Raw genomic sequence first — 16,197 nt, 5'->3', positions numbered from 1 at the left:
TTGATCAGATTTAGATACTCTAACATGAAAGCACTTTTAGACTTTGTGCCACTCATTATTTTCTTTTATTTATATAAAACTGTAGATCCAAAAGACACTGACCATCAATTGCTGCAATTGATCGGTTCTGCGGGGGGTGTCGACAATAATAATATTCTTGTTGCAACCACAGGTCTGATTATTTCCATGCTGGTCGTCTATGGTGCGTTATTTGTCATGCAAAAATTCCGTCTGGACAAGCAGCAATGGATTGTCTTGTTCATGACGGTGATTTTTGGTGGCATCACCCTGATCCTCAGTGATGATTTCTATATCCGTCTGAAAGCCGTGTTATTGAATCTGGTCTTTGCAGGTGTATTCTTCCTGTCTCCTTGGTTTAGCAAGGATAAAAAGCCGCTGATCCAGCGGTTATTTGGTCCAGTATTCAATCTAAGCGAAAAAGGCTGGTTCAAGCTGAACTATGCTTGGGTTGCCATGTTCGTACTAATGTCATTTCTGCATACCTTTTTCGCCTATTTGTGGATGGATGGAAAATATTGGGGCGAATTTACCGCATTCGGTGACATGATCGTGATGTTTTCCTTTATCATTATTCAGTTTATTGTATTGCGCAAATACTTTAAGACCGCTGAATAAGTCCAACTACAAACGATTGAGAGTCATCATGCCATTATTCGTCGTTAGCTGTACTGATCGGGAAGGTACAGTTGAAAAACGCCTCGCGATTCGTCCACAACATCTTGCACGTCTGGAACAGTTAAATGCTGAAGGCCGCCTGATTGTTGCAGGTGCCATGCCTAAAGATCTAACCAATCCACAGGCCGGTTTTTATGGCAGTACCATTATTGTCGATTTTGACAGTCGTGAAGCGCTGGATACATGGCTAGAGGATGAACCTTTCTTAAAAGAAGGTGTGTACGAACACATCGATGTCAAACCATTCAATAAAGCATTCCCTCAAGGATAAGGTTCATGCGTGTTGTTACTGCCAGTATCATTGGCCTATGTTTTATGATTTCTCCAGTATGGGCAGTCGAAGTTGCGCCTGCTCCTGTGACTCAGGAAAATCAGACAGCACAACCTCAAGGGACAGCGGTGACTTCCCAAACCCAGTCTACGCCGAAACCTGCCATTATTCCTGCCGTAGCATCTTCTGCCCAGCCGGTGCCACCTGCCGAGAATAAGCCATTAACTGCAGAAGAAATCGCCAAGCTCAAAGCCCAGCAAGATGCCAAGGTGAAAGCTTTGGTCAAAGATCAGGCCACCCGTTTGCAGCAACTGGAAAAAGCCAATCTGGAAGCACTATCGCAAAATCAAGAATTACAGCTCAAGAATGATAATCTTGGGGTGCAGGTACAGGTGCTGCAAAGTGAACGCAGTGCGCAGATGTTCCTCTACGGCGCTGCAACATTGGCAGTAGGTGTGCTGCTGGGCTTTCTGATCGCGAGCTATGTTTATACCAAACGTCGTCGTCAATGGTAAGCTATAGCCCTTCCCGATATCTTTAAGGTTGTACCCGTTTTGTCGCATGCAATTCAAACTGCCGATCTGGATTGGCAATTGGTGGATGGCATTGATGTGCCTGTGTCCAAGCAATTTGGTGATGTGTATTTTTCCAAAGACAATGGCTTGCTGGAAACCCGGCATGTCTTTTTAAATGGCAATGATCTCAGTACGCGTCTGGCAGATTTAAAACCTTTTGAATATTTCTGTGTGGGTGAAACGGGTTTTGGTACTGGTTTAAATATTCTGGCCTTGTGGCAGCTCTGGCAACAGGTGCGCCCGGAGAATCATAGTCATCTGCATGCGATTTCAGTTGAAAAATTTCCGCTTTCCAAAGCTGATCTGATTCGGGCCTTAAATGCCTGGCCAGAACTTAAGCCTTTAGCTGATCAACTCATCTCTCAATATCCGATGCCAATTGCCGGCTGTCATCGTCTCAATTTTCCTGAAGAACGATTCAGTCTGGATCTATGGCTGGGTGATGCACATGATGTTTTCCCGGTGATTAAAAAAACTGCGCCGGTGAACGCCTGGTTTCTGGATGGCTTTGCGCCTTCCTGCAATCCGGACATGTGGGAAGAAAATGTTTTAAATAATATTGTACGTTTATCCGAGATCGGCACCACCTTTGCTTCTTTTAGTGTCGCTGGTGTCTTAAAGCGTGGCTTAAAAAATCACGGGATTTCAATTTCCCGTCCACGTGGTTTTAAGCATAAGCGTGAAATGCTGAAAGCAATCTGGAATCCGGCGGAAGAGACTGAAAGTTCATTAATACAAGAAATCACTCAAAAAAAAACTGAGCGAGATACAGAGACCAATATCAGACCTCACCAAATCGCTGTGATTGGCGCTGGAATCGCTGGTTTAAGTAGCGCATGGGCATTCGCTCAACGCGGCCATCAAGTCACGATTTACGACCAGTCAGCGCCACTCTCAGGAGGTTCTGGCAATCCACTGGCTTTGCTGAATCCCAAACTCTGTCCGGTTGAGCAAAGTGCTGATCATCTGATGACATTGGCCTGGCAACATGCCTTAAATCATTATCAAAAATTTAAAGCTTTCCGCCCGATTCAGGTGAATCAACTGGCCTTAAAAAATCCTGAACAGCTTTTAGGATTAGCAGATGAATATCCTGAAGAAATTCTTGCTGTACAAGATACAGAAGATCAAGAGGTTCAAACCGAATTTCCAAGTTTAAAACTATTAGAAGCTGGTGCAGTTTCACCTCATCAACTGCGTGAGGAGATTTTGCTGCATCCTCATATTCAATATCAACAGGCCAAAATTAGCCATATTGAAGCGGCTACAAAACCTCAGCTATTTTCAGATGAACAGGATCTAGGTGAATTTGATCATGTCATTGTCTGTACTGCGCGAGAAACAGCACAATTCTTTGCAGATTATCCATTTTTGAAACCGATTCGCGGACAGGTCAGCTGGGTAAATAATCAAGCCCAGCCTTTAAGTCAAAATATTGCCTATAGTTACGGCGGTTATTGTATGCAACTGGATGCTGAACATCTAATCTTAGGTGCTTCTTTCTATCCAGGTCGCGATGATGCAGAGGTGTTGGCAGAAGATCATGTGCATAACTACGAACTGATTCACAGTGTCTTCCCCGAATATGCACAATCATTAGCTTCTACCGATACCTGGCAAGGTCGTGCATCGGTACGCGCACAAAGTCAGGATTATTTCCCCCTACTGGGTAAAATGAAAGCCGATGAGGAAATATACAGCTTTGCCGGTCTCGGCTCTAAAGGTTTTCTGTTTGCACCGCTCTGTAGTGAAATTCTGGCAGCCCAGATTCTCGGCGAAGCCTGTCCGGTGCCATCCAGTTTAGTAAAAAAACTCAGTGTGACTCGTTTTCAAAAGAAAGTGAAAATGAAGAAACCGTATTTTAAGCTACAAATTTAATTACTATTTTGAATGAATCCCCCTAAATCCCCCTTTAAAAAAGGGGGGACTTTTCTCTACTTTTATGAATAAATAGAATAGATGTAGCTCCTCCCTTTAGAAAAGGGAGGTTGGGAGGCATTAAATCTCACCCATTAAAAAAGCGCCTTGCGGCGCTTTTTTTTGACAGAATGCTTATACACCCTGTTCAAGCGGTAAGCCTGCATCACGGGCAGCACGAGTACCACCCATCAGAATGACATATTCACGTGAGCTGTCAAAACCCTCTAGTTTTTCCGCAGCACGTGGAGCTTTACTGCCCCCACCACACAAGATGTAAATGGGTTGATCCGCTGACACCTGAGTTAGGCTTTCTGCTGAAAGATCGTTAATGGGCTGATTCACCGCCCCTTTCACGTGTGCTTCAGCAAAAGCACTTGAATCGCGTACATCCCAGATAATTGCATTTTCTGGGAACTCAAATGTTGTAATTTCTTGTTTACGGATCATTGCGCACTCCTTTGATGTAAACAACACTTGGCAAATGAAGAAAACATCCCTAGCATCTCAGATATTCTTTCCCTTTGTAAAGGTCTAAACTATGCCTTCTTTCGATATTGTTTCTGAATTAGAAATTTTTGAAGTAAATCATGCAGTTCAAAACACCCAAAAAGAAATTGCGACCCGCTTTGATTTCCGTGGGCAGGACGTTTCTATTGAACTGAATGAAAAAAACAAGGAAATCAAAATCTCGACTGAAAGCGATTTCCAGTGTGAACAAGTCTATAGCATGCTGGAAAGTCATTTCTTTAAACGCAAAGTCGATATTCAGGCGCTTGATCCACAAAAAATGACGGCTTCTGGCAAAAATGTGATTCAGGTCATCAAGCTTAAAGATGGTCTTGACTCAGATACCGCAAAAAAAATTAATAAAGCCATTAAAGAAAGTGGGATTAAGGCGCAATCTTCTATTCAGGGCGACAAGATTCGTGTGACTGATAAAAAACGCGATACATTGCAGCAAGTAATGGCATTCTTGAAAGAACAGCAATTTGGTTTGCCTTTACAGTTCAATAACTTTAAAGATTAAGACAGCAACGTCTGTAGAAGGAATTATGGCAAAGAACAACCGATTAGCCAGATTAGTCAAAGCCACTGCACGATTACCGCAAGGCATTCGTACTGCTTTGTTAAGTAAAACTTTTGGCCGGGTGGTCCCGATGGTCGGCTCTGCCAAGATTCGTTATGAGGAAATGAGTGCGTCCAAAGTGGTAGTAAGTATGGCCAATCATAAAGCCATGCAGAACCATATCGGACAAATCCATGCATGTGCAATGGCCCTGCTGGCAGAAACAGTGACCGGCTTTGTGACGGCAATGAATGTTCCGGATACAGCAATTGTACTGATCAAAAGCTTAAAGGTTGATTTTAAGCGCCCGACACGCGGTGCCATGACTGCTGTTGCTACGCTCACGTCGGAGCAGCAAGCCCTGATGCAAAACTCGGATAAAGGTGAAACCCTGGTTCAGGTCACCGTCACGGATGAATCAGGTGAAGCCCCCATTCAATGTGAAATGCTCTGGGCTTGGATTGCCAAGAGCCAGCTCAAGAAATCATAATTTCTTCTTTTAGACAAAAAAATCCCAGACATTAAATCTGGGATTTTTTATTTCAAGTCATCATTGTGCTGTTTGCGATTCTAAAAGCTTCTGTTTCGCTTCTTCTGGAATCAGACGTTTGTTGCCTTTGACATCTACAGCAACAAAGGTAAACACACCTTCAGTTACCCGAATTGGGGGGCGTGAATCATCATGGCTATCCCAAACCTCGATTTCCATCTGGATAGATGTCTTGCCAACTTTGAGAATTTTGGTATAACAACTAATCACGTCTCCGACTTTTACCGGTACCAGAAAAGTCATCTGGTTAATCGAAATCGTGGCACAACGTCCCTTTGAAAATCGTTCTGCGTGAATCGCGCCTGCCAAGTCCATTTGTGAAACGATCCAGCCACCAAAGACATCACCACTCCAGTTGGTATCTGCAGGCATTGCGATCGTCTGTAGGGAAAGAATCCCCTCTGGTCTTACTTGAGAATCTGACACTTTCACTCCAGGCATTTGAATTAGGGTTGGGTATTTAACTGCTGATCAAGCCATTTTTGCAGCTCGCTTGACCGTAATGCACCGCTTATTCTAGCAATTTCGTTGCTTTTATTCATCAACACCAGCGTCGGAATACTGCGAACATTAAATGCCGAACTTAAGCGAGGATTCGCTTCTGTATCAATTTTTGCAAAAACCACATTTGGATATTGCTGGGCGACAGTCGCAAAATGCGGTGCCATCATTTTACAGGGACCACACCATTCTGCCCAGAGATCAATCAGGATTGGCAAGTCACTATGCGTGACAAACTGGCTGAAATTCTGCTCATTCAGCTCAATTGGTACCAGTGGAATCAGGGCTTGATGACATTGACCACAAGCAGGGTTGGCAGTGAGTTTATCTTCAGGGACACGGTTTTTGGCCAGACATTCCGGACATACAATAATCATCTAGCGCACTCCAATATGTTGATGTAAGAATTCTAATTGGGTCGAAACTGCTTTTTCAAACCATTCCCCATGATAAATATCAAAATGCCGGATATTCCACTCATGATATTGCACAAATGGTGCAATATTGGTCGCAGTTTCCCGACTCGATTCAATGGGAATCAGACTATCCAGTTTTGCCGCAATAAACAGGACTGGAATGTTAATCTTTCTTACTTTCTGAATTGGCCGATAACGCATCAGCTGAAAGAATGCCCGTGCAGGAATGTGACCACTCCAGTAATAATCCGGATTGACAATCGACAGATAACCTTCATAACTGTCCTGTGTCGGCATAAAACATAGCTCATGCGGATCAACTACAGGTAAGGTTTTTGGTGCCATACCAACCTTGGCCCCCATATAATCCTGACTGGAAACTTTAAGCGCCTTGGGGAGTTGCTGTAAAGGATATAGTTGGGCACTTTCAGCCCCATCGACAAAAGGCACCTGTACCATCGCCGCCTGAATATTTTTCAGCTCTGCTGCAAGTGTCAATACATGCCCACCACTTAAGGCCGTACCCCAGAGCACGATCCGTTTACTGTCAATCGATTTGCGTTCCTGAATATGTCTGATCATGGTTCGCCAGTCATCGAGCTGGGCATTGATCGACACCAGTTCACGTGGACGCCCAGTGCTGCCGCCCCAATAGCGATAGTCAAATAAAACCACCGCATAGCCGGCACTGGCAAAACGCTGGGCATATTGCACCAGTTTAAATTGACGTAAGGCAGCCAGACCATGAGCCATCAGGATTACGGCCGGTTTTTCTATATTTTTAGGCCGATAAAAATCTGCAGCAATCACTTCCTGACCGCTTTTGACATACAGTGGTTCAACTGTATAAGCCTGCATACGCGCTCCATTGCGTTATCTTATGGTTATCATCATTTATAAAAATTTCAGAACAGGTTCAGCATGTTTTCAGCTTAATGCTATCATAAAGCATATCGATATAAATGAAATGATGGAGTGGCGTCATGAGCGAAAATGTAGGTTTTGCAGGTCAAATTGGTCCGGAACACGTAATCCAAGTGGTTGAGAAAGGCTTTAAATCGATTATCAACAACCGTCCGGACATGGAAGGTGGTGCTGAGCAGCCAACCAGTGCACAAATCGAGGAAGCTGCACGCAATGCCGGTCTGGATTATGTATTCCAGCCAGTAGTAGCCGGTCAGATTACTGAGCTTGATGTACGCACTTTTGCCAATCATTACAATGAATTGCCAAAACCTATCCTGATGTTCTGTCGTACTGGAAACCGCTCGAATAATTTATATCAGCTGGCAAAACAGATGGACCTGCTGGATGACTAAGTCGTTTTGGAAAGGTGTGTTACTAGCAACCTGTTTTAGCTGTATTACACCTGTTTTTGCTGCAAATGACCTTAGCCGTGCGCTGACCTCTACGGTGAGTGTCACGGGGCAAATGACACCAAGCAAGTTCCAGCAATTGATTCAGCAAGGTTTTAAATCTGTAATTGTAAACCGCCCTGATCAGGAGACTGGTAATAATGTCACGGTGAGTCAACTACGCTCCATTGCGGAGAAATCTCAAGTGAGTGTGATTTATCAGCCTGTAGTGAGTGGCCAAATTTCTCAAGCCAATATTGAGGAATTTGCGCGATATTATAATGAGCTGCCTAAACCGATTTTGATGGTTTGCCGAAGTGGTACACGTTCAGCAGCTTTGTTCAATCAGGCGAAATCTCAAGGATTGATTCATGAATAAAATTTTGGTCGTGTTATGTCTAAGCTTGAACTTTTTCGGTTGTAGTTCAATGAATTTGAAGCCGACTGTGGGTGTGAGTGTAGGGACGTCGATTTAAGTTTTTAAATTTCAACCCCCCATAAAAAACAGCGCCGAAGCGCTGTTTTTTCGTCAGATTAGATTATTAGTTGACACATGTTGTATATGGACTTACGCGGTTAGGTGCATAACTTCCATCAGCAGCATAATCACTACTTAAACTTGGTAATGTTAATATTGTATAGCCTCTCGTTGGTGTCTGTGCAAGTGTTGTTTTCGCACCAATCTCTACAGATACCCATTGTGCATTAGCTTTTGGATATTCAATAATGAAGTCAAATTTACCTGTACTATCTGTACGATAAGTCGCAGTATATGGATGTGCCGTACTATTATTTGCTGTACCACCTAAGAAACGAACCACACGTAATGCCTGACCATTCGCTGTCCAAGTAGAAGCACTCGCATTAATTGGACATGTAGTCACCAAGTTCTGCATTAATGTCTGTGACGGTGTAAAATTCAGCAATGGGTAGTAATAGTCACCTGGCTTAATCCAAGCTTTTAAACTTGTGAATGGATAAACTGCATCTAATTCTTTCACCTCTTTTGTCTTTGGTGTTCCATCTGAATTATATTCAGGATTACCATTTGCATCTAAAACAGGTTTAGTCACGACTTTCCATGGATCTTTTTGAATACCAAACTCCCATTCACCGATGACATAAGAAGTTGGACGAACATCCAGAACAACATCCTGATTTGCAACAGGTTTACCATCAACATCAACTAATTGAACAGAACCTTCTTTTTGATAATAAACCCCATTAGCTGTTGATGTAATCTCTGTTGGGTTAAAATTAACAGCAATAGAACCAACAGTTACTGGCACTTCTGAATTTACAACATCAATACGATGAGGTACACGTCGTTCTGTATTTTGGGTATCTTTAACTACAGCTTCTACACGTAAATCAGCAGCAACGAAGTCATAGGTTGGATTACGTAAACTTTCATCAATTACAATTGAAAATTTTGCCCAACCATTCTCATCACTTTCAATAGTAGATGCGCCATGAATATATGCACCATTTTGATTATATTGAGGAATTGTTAATGTAACTGCTTTACCAGCTTGACTTGAACCATCTAAGTCTACTACCAATACTGATACTTCGAAAGAATCACCACGGACATTTAACTTATCTTTAGATACTTTAATTTTTAAGTCCAATTCTGGCGCTAAAACTGTTGGTGAGTGCACTTGAATACTGCCAGGTAGACTTACTGAAGCACCTGTTGCAGTGGTATGGGTTGCCGTTAATTCGATTGGTAGAACTGGTAATACTAATGTACCTTGTAGTGATTTCATCGATACTTCAAATACAGCTTCACCAAATTGATTAGTAATGAGCTGTGAAGCCCCTTTAATACTAGTCGCATTTCGCGGATCAGCAATAGCTAAGCTAACTTTTTCATTCGCAACACCGCCTTGATTCTTATCAAGAAGTTTAACCGTCACAAATGCACTATCACCTGCTGAACTTAATGACACACGACTACTATCAATAGTTAAGTGATAAGGATTACTAATATCTTGAACAGCAAAATTTAGCTTCGTCTGAATTTCATTACCGCGTGGATCACGGGTAGTTCCTGTTACTACAATAGATTCTAAAGCAGCAGATGTAATACCTTGTGGAATAATTAAGTCAATTGGCACTGAACCATTTCCTTGTATTACCACTCCGTCAGCACTCAGTTTAACACCTGCAGCAATAGCTTTTGGATTCAGAGTCAATCGCATTGGTGTACCAGCTGCAGTATTAATCCCCATTTCATCTTTAACAGCTGCATACACTTTAACTGTTTGCCCAGCTGTCACTGTTTTTACATCTGATGTTAAACGCGGATTTAAAGCATTTGCTGGAGCGGTGATACTAATTACATTTGTTTGCTGTAAACGATCGCCATTATTTAAGTTCGTACCAACTACGGCAAAGACAATACCATTTTTGATCAAACTAGCATCATAAACGCCCTCAGATACCGTTACCGTAAACTCGGCTTCACCATTACTGTTAGTTTGCGTTGGTATATTACTTAATGAAACACGACTAGAGGTTAGCTTAGAAAGAGCAACCGCAATTGGTGTATTTGGAATCGCTTTACCAGCTTTATCAACTGCTTTAATTTTGACGCGTGTTTCACCACCTAGAACAGAAATTGTATCTAATGGGTCACCATCAACTGTCGTAAAGACAAGATCTTCTAAGTCTGGTAAAACCACAGTGGCTTTCTCTAATTCAACTTTACGAACTAACGTGTATGCAGAACCATCAGCACGTCGTGCAGTCGCAGTAAATTCCAAATCATTTGCAGCTAGATTCTCAATTTCAGCTTGATTTTGAGGATTAATCGTTACTTCAAATGTTGCAAGACCATTGCTGTCTGTCATGATTTGAGATGGCGAAGCAAAGCTGACACCATTACTTAAAGCAGCTTCATTTAGACCAAGTGAAACAACTTGGTTTGCAAATGCCTTACCTTCAGTATCTTTTGCATTAATCGTCACTTGAATTGTCTTAGGTGTATTCACATCCAATGCAACTACATAATCAGATGCATTCAAGGTAAAGTAATCTAAAATCTGACCCGCATTTGGCGATTTAAAGTTCAAGGTCTGAATAGCCGTTTTGCCATTCGTTGTGGTCGCTGTGACACGAACCCCTGGGCTGACCAAATCAATCTGCGCTTGTGTACCTGCAACCTTATATTCAAATTCAAAATAAGCATAACCATTGGCATCGGTGAATTTAGTTGCTTCACCAGTTAAGGTTAACTGAGCAGTTTTTAACTGTTCTAAGGTTAAATTTGGTGTGTCAATCGTTACTTTCGCACCTTGTAAAGCACCTTTATCTGCTGATAACGCTTTTACTGGAATAATGATTTTTTGATCTTTTGAATAATCAAATGCTTGCAGAATTGGATCAATTAAAACCTCTGCAGGTGTAGATTCAACATCAGGAGCTCTTAAATCAATACGGCGAGAAGCTTCGTAATTCGAACCATCAGCACGTTTGGCTGTTAAAGTAACCTGTAAATCACCTAACTCAAGGTCACTAATCAAGTTTTGAACTTCAACCTTGTTGCGTGGTAATGCCTTAAAGGTAAAGGTTACATAACCATCAGCATCGGTTTTTTGCGTAAAGGTTTGTGCCCCAACATTCGCACCTGTTGGATCAAGTAAATAAACACCATTATTATGTGCTTGTTCATTATAGCTGATCGTTACATCTTGATTAGCAAGTGCTTTACCACCCACATTAATTGCACGCACCTTAACGGTAATATCAGTTTGTACGTTTTCTTCAATCGCAGCATAGCCATTTGAATCAATAGAAATATAATCTAAAGCTTCTAAAGTTAAAGACTCTCTAAAGTTTAATTTTGTTGTCTGTGTCTTTCCATTTGCATTTGCGGTAACAATTACACCATTTAAGATCTCACGTTGTACTGTAGAGTCTGCATATTTATATTCAAATACAAATGTCGCATAGCCGTCATCACCAGTAAACTGTTCAGCTGCACCATTCAAGCTAAAGTTCAGTTGTGCTAATTTCTCTTGAATATCTGTCGTGATTGCAACTTTTTCATTTTTAAGCGTGCTGCCAGCAGCATCTAATGCTTTAACACGTACTTGAATCGTATGATTCTGAGTATAGTCAAATGAGTTTAAGATTGGATCAATAACTAAAGTCTCAACTTTAGATTCAACTTGCTCTTCAGCTTGTACTAATTCAACTTTACGTTGAGCTTGACGAACAGATCCATCAGTAACTGCAGATAAGACTTTCACTGTTACGCCATTTGCCAATAATGCTTCTAATTCCTGTTGGTTCTTTGGATGCACACTGAATTCAAATTTTGCATAACCTTCTGCATCAGTTGCTACTGACGAAGCTGTAAGAAGATTAATACCATTTTCATTGGTTAATTCAATCTGAACATTTTGATTCGCCAAAACTGAACCATCAGTACCTTTTGCAAGCACAGATAATGCAACTTTAGTTTCTACATCCGTATCAATGACAGCTTTACCAATCATATCAATGACAAGATAATCAAGCGTATTAGTTTGAGTTTCCGCAAAGTTAATAACCGTGCGTTGCTCTTTACCATTTGCAGTCGCCAATAATGCTACACCTTTCAATGCAAGAGGTTTTTGCTCTGTAGATTGTGCATCATAGTTATAGCTAAATTCGAAGACAGCATAGCCTTGATCATCGGTATATTGCTCAGCAGCACCATTTAAACTCAAATTAAGTTTTGCTAATTCTGCACTTGAGATGTTTTCAGGACGCAATGTGATTTTTTCATTACGTAATGCGCTACCATCTTCACCAATCGCCTTCACTCGTACCGCAATAATGTGATTTTTACTGTAGTCATAAACACTAATTGGATCAATGATCAGATAATCAACTTCACTTGGTGCTTCTGCTTCTGACTTATAAAGTTCAACTTTTCTTGATACTTTGTATGCAGAACCATCTACACGCTGTGCAGATAAACGAACATTCAAACCAGATGCAAGCAATGCCTCTAATTCAGATGCATTTTCTGGTGCAATGTTGACTTTAAATGTGGCTTGTCCTTGTGCATTGGTCACAACTTCTGTCGCAGAATTAAATGAAATACCACTATTGGTTTCTGTTTCATTCAATTCAATTTTCACAGTCTGGTCTTTTAATGTCTGACCATTTGTTGCCAATGCAGTTGCTGTAATCATCACTTCTGTTGGTTGATCGGTTGAGATAACTGCACGACCACCTGTAGATACCACTAAATAATCAAGATTGATTTCTTGTTCATTTGCAGGTGCTTTAAAGTTAATAATCGTATTATTCGTCTTTCCATTAGCAGTTGCTGTAATTTCAAAACCATTTAGCAGTTTCTTTTGTGCAGGAGACTGTGCATTGTATTTATAGTCAAATGTGAATGTCACGTAACCATAATCATCAGTCAGTTTCGTCGCATCGCCAACAAGACTTAAATTCAGATCAGCTAACTCTTGTGCACTAAGGGCTGTCGTTAAGCTCACTTTTTCATTGCGTAAAGACTGACCAGCTTGACCAATCGCTTTCACGCGTACTTGAATTGTTTGGTCTTTTGTATAGTCATATGCTGCTTGTAACGGATCGATTAATAGTGAAGATACTTGCGATGCTTGCTCTTGCTCAACAAGCTTAATCGTTCTTAGCGTTGTATATTCAGAACCATCTTTTGCAGTTGCTTTAACGGCAACTGTTACACCACTCGCAAGCAATGCATTTAGTTCATCTTTATTCTTTGGTTTCGCATTTAAAACGAACTCAGCATTACCTAATGCATCTGTAACTAGGTTGTTAGAGGTTGCATACGTTACGCCATTTGAAACTGCAGTATTATCAATACCAATACTAATACGTTGGTTAGCTAAAACCTTACCATCTGTACCCATTGCCTTGACACGGATCTTGATCGGTGTATCTGTAGTGGTCGAAATTAAGGCTTGTCCATCTGTATCGACAGTAAAGAAACTTAAGTCGATACTATCGCTCGGAGCCTTAAAGTTAATGCGAGTATTGCTGACCTTACCATTTGCCAAAGCATTGAAAGTAAGACCTTTTTTCGCAAGCTCTTCTTGTTCAGGCGTTTCGTTATATTGGTAACTAAGTTTAAACGTTGCATAACCTAATGCATCAGTAATTTGTTCTGCTTGGGTCGTAAAACTTAAGCCTAACTGCTGCATCTGCTGATTAGTTAGGTCCGATTTTAATTGAATTTTTTCTTTTACTAATGGGCTTCCATTGACATCTAATGCTTTTACACGAACGGTAATTTCTTGATTTTGCGTATAGTCAAAACGGGTTAAGATTGGATCTACCATGAGGTAATCCACTTGACTCGTTCCAGTGTCAATAATCGAGTTTGAAACTAAGTCAATTTTACGAGTAACTGAATGCTTAGAACCATCATTACGATAAGACACCACTGCAACAGTTAGGCCTTTTTCAATTAAGGTATTTAATTCAGTTAAATTACGTGCTGCAACTTTTAATTTAAATTCAACTTTACCTTGTGCATCCGATACAAGCTTAGTTGCTGTGGCATATGAAACACCATTTGAAATCGCAGTTTCATCAATACCAATAGCTAATTCTTGATTTGCAAGAACTGCACCATCAATACCAAAGGCTTGCGTACGTACTATAATTTCAGTTTGTTGATTAAGTGCGATTTGAGCTAAGCCATCAGTATCTAAAGTAAAGTAATCAAGGCTGACTTTGTCACTGACACTCTTTGTATTGAAGTTAACTTTAATCGTTTGAGTCTTTTGATTAGATAATGCCGTGGATGTAAAAGTAATCCCTTGCTTAGCCAACGCCTGCTGTTCTGCAGATTTATTATATTGATACTTATAAACAAACGTTGCATAACCATCTGCATCTGTTAAAACTTCAGCAGCTGTACTTAAACTTAGACTCAACTTATTCAGCTGATCATCTGAAAGTAAAGATTTAATTGATACTTTTTCATTTTTAAGAGGGCCACCTTTTTCACCAATTGCTTTTACTTTAATTGTAATGTCTTGGTTCTTGGTAGGATCAAAGTTTTCATTAATTGGGTCAATTAAGAGATACTTAACTGCTTCACTTGCAACAGCCTTATCTTCAACAACAATTTTAATATTGTTGCTAATACCGTTATCTGTTGTAAACGTCGCTGTGATCCCTGAAGCCTTTAATGCTTCTACAGCTGCTACTGTTTGCGATGCTGGTGTTTTAATTCTGAAAGTGACATAACCCTCTGCACCGACAGACTGACTTTCATTTAAATCAAAGTTAACACCATCACTACTGCCTTCTAACTTAACAGCATTCGCTACAGCTTCGCTATTCAAGGTAAGTTTGATTTTACCTTTTTTCGCAGCATGTCCATTGTTCGCAATCGCTTTTACCTTAATTTCAACACTGTCAGACATTGCATTAATTTTATAAGAAGATGCAATTTCTAAACGTTGAATAGCTTCTTGATCTTTAGCACTTTCATCTGTAGTAATGACATCAACTTTTACATTTGCAAAGATATTCGTGTTATCCACATATGTTGCTTTAAGCTCAATACCTTCCTGAGATAAAGCAATAGGTGTATCTGTATTACTTGCTAAAACAAACTCTGCATAACCTTCTGCATTAGTAATAGCTTCTGACTTATCTAAAGTTACAAGTCGGCTAGATTGATTTGTTTCTAAACGTACTTTTTTCCCTTCTAGATCTTTATTATTTGTATTTTTAGCATAAACACGAATAACAGCCTTACCATTCTTTGCTTGAATCGCAGTATCTGGCTTAATAATTTCTAATTTGTTAACAACGGTTGAGATATCTTTAAACGTAATCGATGTAACTGCATTTTTTTCAGCGCGGTTTTCATCAATCAATTTGAAATTTAAAGTTTTAGAGCTATTAACCAAGCTTTTAATTTGATCAGATGTTAGGTTGCTATTTGCTGCAATTTTGAAATTCGCCTTACCCTCATTATCTGTTTGGACAGAGGAACCATTCGTAATAACAAACATTCCCTGTAACTCAGTCGGTAAAGTTAACTCTACTGTTTGTGCTGATTTTACTCCACCTTTTTTATCTGTAACTTGTACAGAAAATTCAGTAGTACCTCTAGGCAAATCTAAGGTTAAACCTTGTGGTACTTCTAAATTGTAATCACTGACAATCACACTAGATTTTTTAATATTAAGGGTATATACCTGTTTTACTTCTGTACCATCGACCCATGCTGTTAACTGAACTTTACCAGACTCTATATTCATCGTCGGAACGTTAAGTTCAAAAATGGCAACACCATTATCAGTAGTAGCTACTAATGAACTTTTACTGGTTACACCTATTTTTTCCTTATCATCAACTGATAATCGTACATTCTTCCCAGAAATCCCGCCTTTATCAGTATTTAATACTTGAACTGCAATTTGGATTGTAGAATTATCTACAACTTGGACGATACTTTGGCCATTTTGATCTTGTAAAGCAATATTTAAACTTTCAGGAATTTGCGCTGTATTATTTGTGGATTCATTTCCTGTTTCACTAGATCCGCCTGAACCTGACTGATTATTATTTCCCTGATCATAATATCCATCACTACCGCCCCCCCCACAAGCAACCAAAGAAATTGACGTTGCTAGAACTGTTGTATTTACCCCTAGTTTTTTTAAATTTATAAACAAACTCATGATTATTCCCGCTAGATATAATAGTTAAGCAGCCATAAAAAAATAGCTTTTGGCTTTTAAACAAAATTTACTCAAATTAGCAAAAATAAGCAATCTAGTTACATAATTTACATCAGAAACATTGTAAATCTTACATATAAATATTTAGTTTTTG

General features: G+C 40.2%; 13 protein-coding genes. 8 read left to right on the top strand and 5 right to left on the bottom strand.

What is annotated here, in order from left to right; translation table 11 throughout:
- Positions 1–24 precede the first annotated feature (24 nt).
- From G4D73_RS12085 to mnmC, 4 genes are read left to right on the top strand one after another with little or no spacing between them, the layout of a single operon-like run.
- Complete coding sequence (locus G4D73_RS12085; RefSeq protein WP_004733705.1) at positions 25–636, top strand: septation protein IspZ; 612 nt, start codon at positions 25–27, stop codon at positions 634–636.
- Positions 637–664: 28 nt separating this feature from the next.
- On the top strand, positions 665–967 hold the full coding sequence (locus G4D73_RS12080; RefSeq protein ID WP_213686847.1) for a YciI family protein: 303 nt from the start codon (positions 665–667) through the stop codon (positions 965–967).
- Between the two features lie 5 nt (positions 968–972).
- On the top strand, positions 973–1,482 hold the full coding sequence (locus tag G4D73_RS12075; RefSeq protein WP_004645131.1) for a hypothetical protein: 510 nt from the start codon (positions 973–975) through the stop codon (positions 1,480–1,482).
- A gap of 39 nt (positions 1,483–1,521) precedes the next feature.
- Positions 1,522–3,420, top strand: a complete 1,899-nt coding sequence (gene mnmC, locus G4D73_RS12070; RefSeq protein ID WP_213686846.1) for an FAD-dependent 5-carboxymethylaminomethyl-2-thiouridine(34) oxidoreductase MnmC — start codon at positions 1,522–1,524, stop codon at positions 3,418–3,420.
- A gap of 174 nt (positions 3,421–3,594) precedes the next feature.
- On the opposite strand, the gene G4D73_RS12065 is transcribed toward mnmC, so the two are convergent.
- Positions 3,595–3,909, bottom strand: a complete 315-nt coding sequence (locus G4D73_RS12065; protein WP_005101788.1) for a rhodanese-like domain-containing protein — start codon at positions 3,907–3,909, stop codon at positions 3,595–3,597.
- A gap of 91 nt (positions 3,910–4,000) precedes the next feature.
- On the opposite strand from G4D73_RS12065, the gene G4D73_RS12060 reads away from it, so the two are divergent.
- Both G4D73_RS12060 and G4D73_RS12055 read left to right on the top strand, forming a co-directional pair.
- Positions 4,001–4,489, top strand: a complete 489-nt coding sequence (locus G4D73_RS12060; RefSeq protein WP_004281601.1) for a YajQ family cyclic di-GMP-binding protein — start codon at positions 4,001–4,003, stop codon at positions 4,487–4,489.
- Positions 4,490–4,514: 25 nt separating this feature from the next.
- Positions 4,515–5,018 (top strand): DUF4442 domain-containing protein, encoded by a 504-nt coding sequence (locus G4D73_RS12055; RefSeq protein ID WP_213686845.1) that lies wholly within the window; start codon positions 4,515–4,517, stop codon positions 5,016–5,018.
- A 60-nt stretch (positions 5,019–5,078) separates the two neighbouring features.
- On the opposite strand, the gene G4D73_RS12050 is transcribed toward G4D73_RS12055, so the two are convergent.
- The 3 genes from G4D73_RS12050 to G4D73_RS12040 are packed head-to-tail and all read right to left on the bottom strand — an operon-like array spanning position 5,079 to position 6,853.
- Positions 5,079–5,519, bottom strand: a complete 441-nt coding sequence (locus G4D73_RS12050; protein WP_153566559.1) for an acyl-CoA thioesterase — start codon at positions 5,517–5,519, stop codon at positions 5,079–5,081.
- Positions 5,520–5,524: 5 nt separating this feature from the next.
- On the bottom strand, positions 5,525–5,956 hold the full coding sequence (gene trxC, locus G4D73_RS12045) for a thioredoxin TrxC (protein ID WP_005101783.1): 432 nt from the start codon (positions 5,954–5,956) through the stop codon (positions 5,525–5,527).
- The gene (locus tag G4D73_RS12040; RefSeq protein WP_180038917.1) at positions 5,957–6,853 is read right to left on the bottom strand and encodes an alpha/beta hydrolase; all 897 of its coding nucleotides are present in this window, start codon (positions 6,851–6,853) and stop codon (positions 5,957–5,959) included.
- Between the two features lie 125 nt (positions 6,854–6,978).
- On the opposite strand from G4D73_RS12040, the gene G4D73_RS12035 reads away from it, so the two are divergent.
- Both G4D73_RS12035 and G4D73_RS12030 read left to right on the top strand, forming a co-directional pair.
- Positions 6,979–7,314: a TIGR01244 family sulfur transferase gene (locus tag G4D73_RS12035; protein ID WP_153566561.1), complete on the top strand. Its 336-nt coding sequence runs from the start codon at positions 6,979–6,981 to the stop codon at positions 7,312–7,314.
- Positions 7,307–7,729, top strand: a complete 423-nt coding sequence (locus tag G4D73_RS12030; RefSeq protein WP_153566562.1) for a beta-lactamase hydrolase domain-containing protein — start codon at positions 7,307–7,309, stop codon at positions 7,727–7,729. The genes G4D73_RS12035 and G4D73_RS12030 overlap by 8 nt, the downstream gene beginning before the upstream one ends.
- 163 nt (positions 7,730–7,892) lie before the next feature.
- Here the strand turns inward: G4D73_RS12030 and G4D73_RS12025 are convergent, their stop codons facing one another.
- Positions 7,893–16,043 (bottom strand): hypothetical protein, encoded by an 8,151-nt coding sequence (locus G4D73_RS12025; RefSeq protein ID WP_213686844.1) that lies wholly within the window; start codon positions 16,041–16,043, stop codon positions 7,893–7,895.
- Positions 16,044–16,197: the final 154 nt, after the last annotated feature.

This window comes from Acinetobacter sp. WY4, assembly GCF_018438165.1.
Classification (GTDB): Bacteria; Pseudomonadota; Gammaproteobacteria; order Pseudomonadales; family Moraxellaceae; genus Acinetobacter.
Note: the sequence above shows the minus strand (reverse complement) of the source record. Positions and strands in the feature narration are given on the sequence as shown.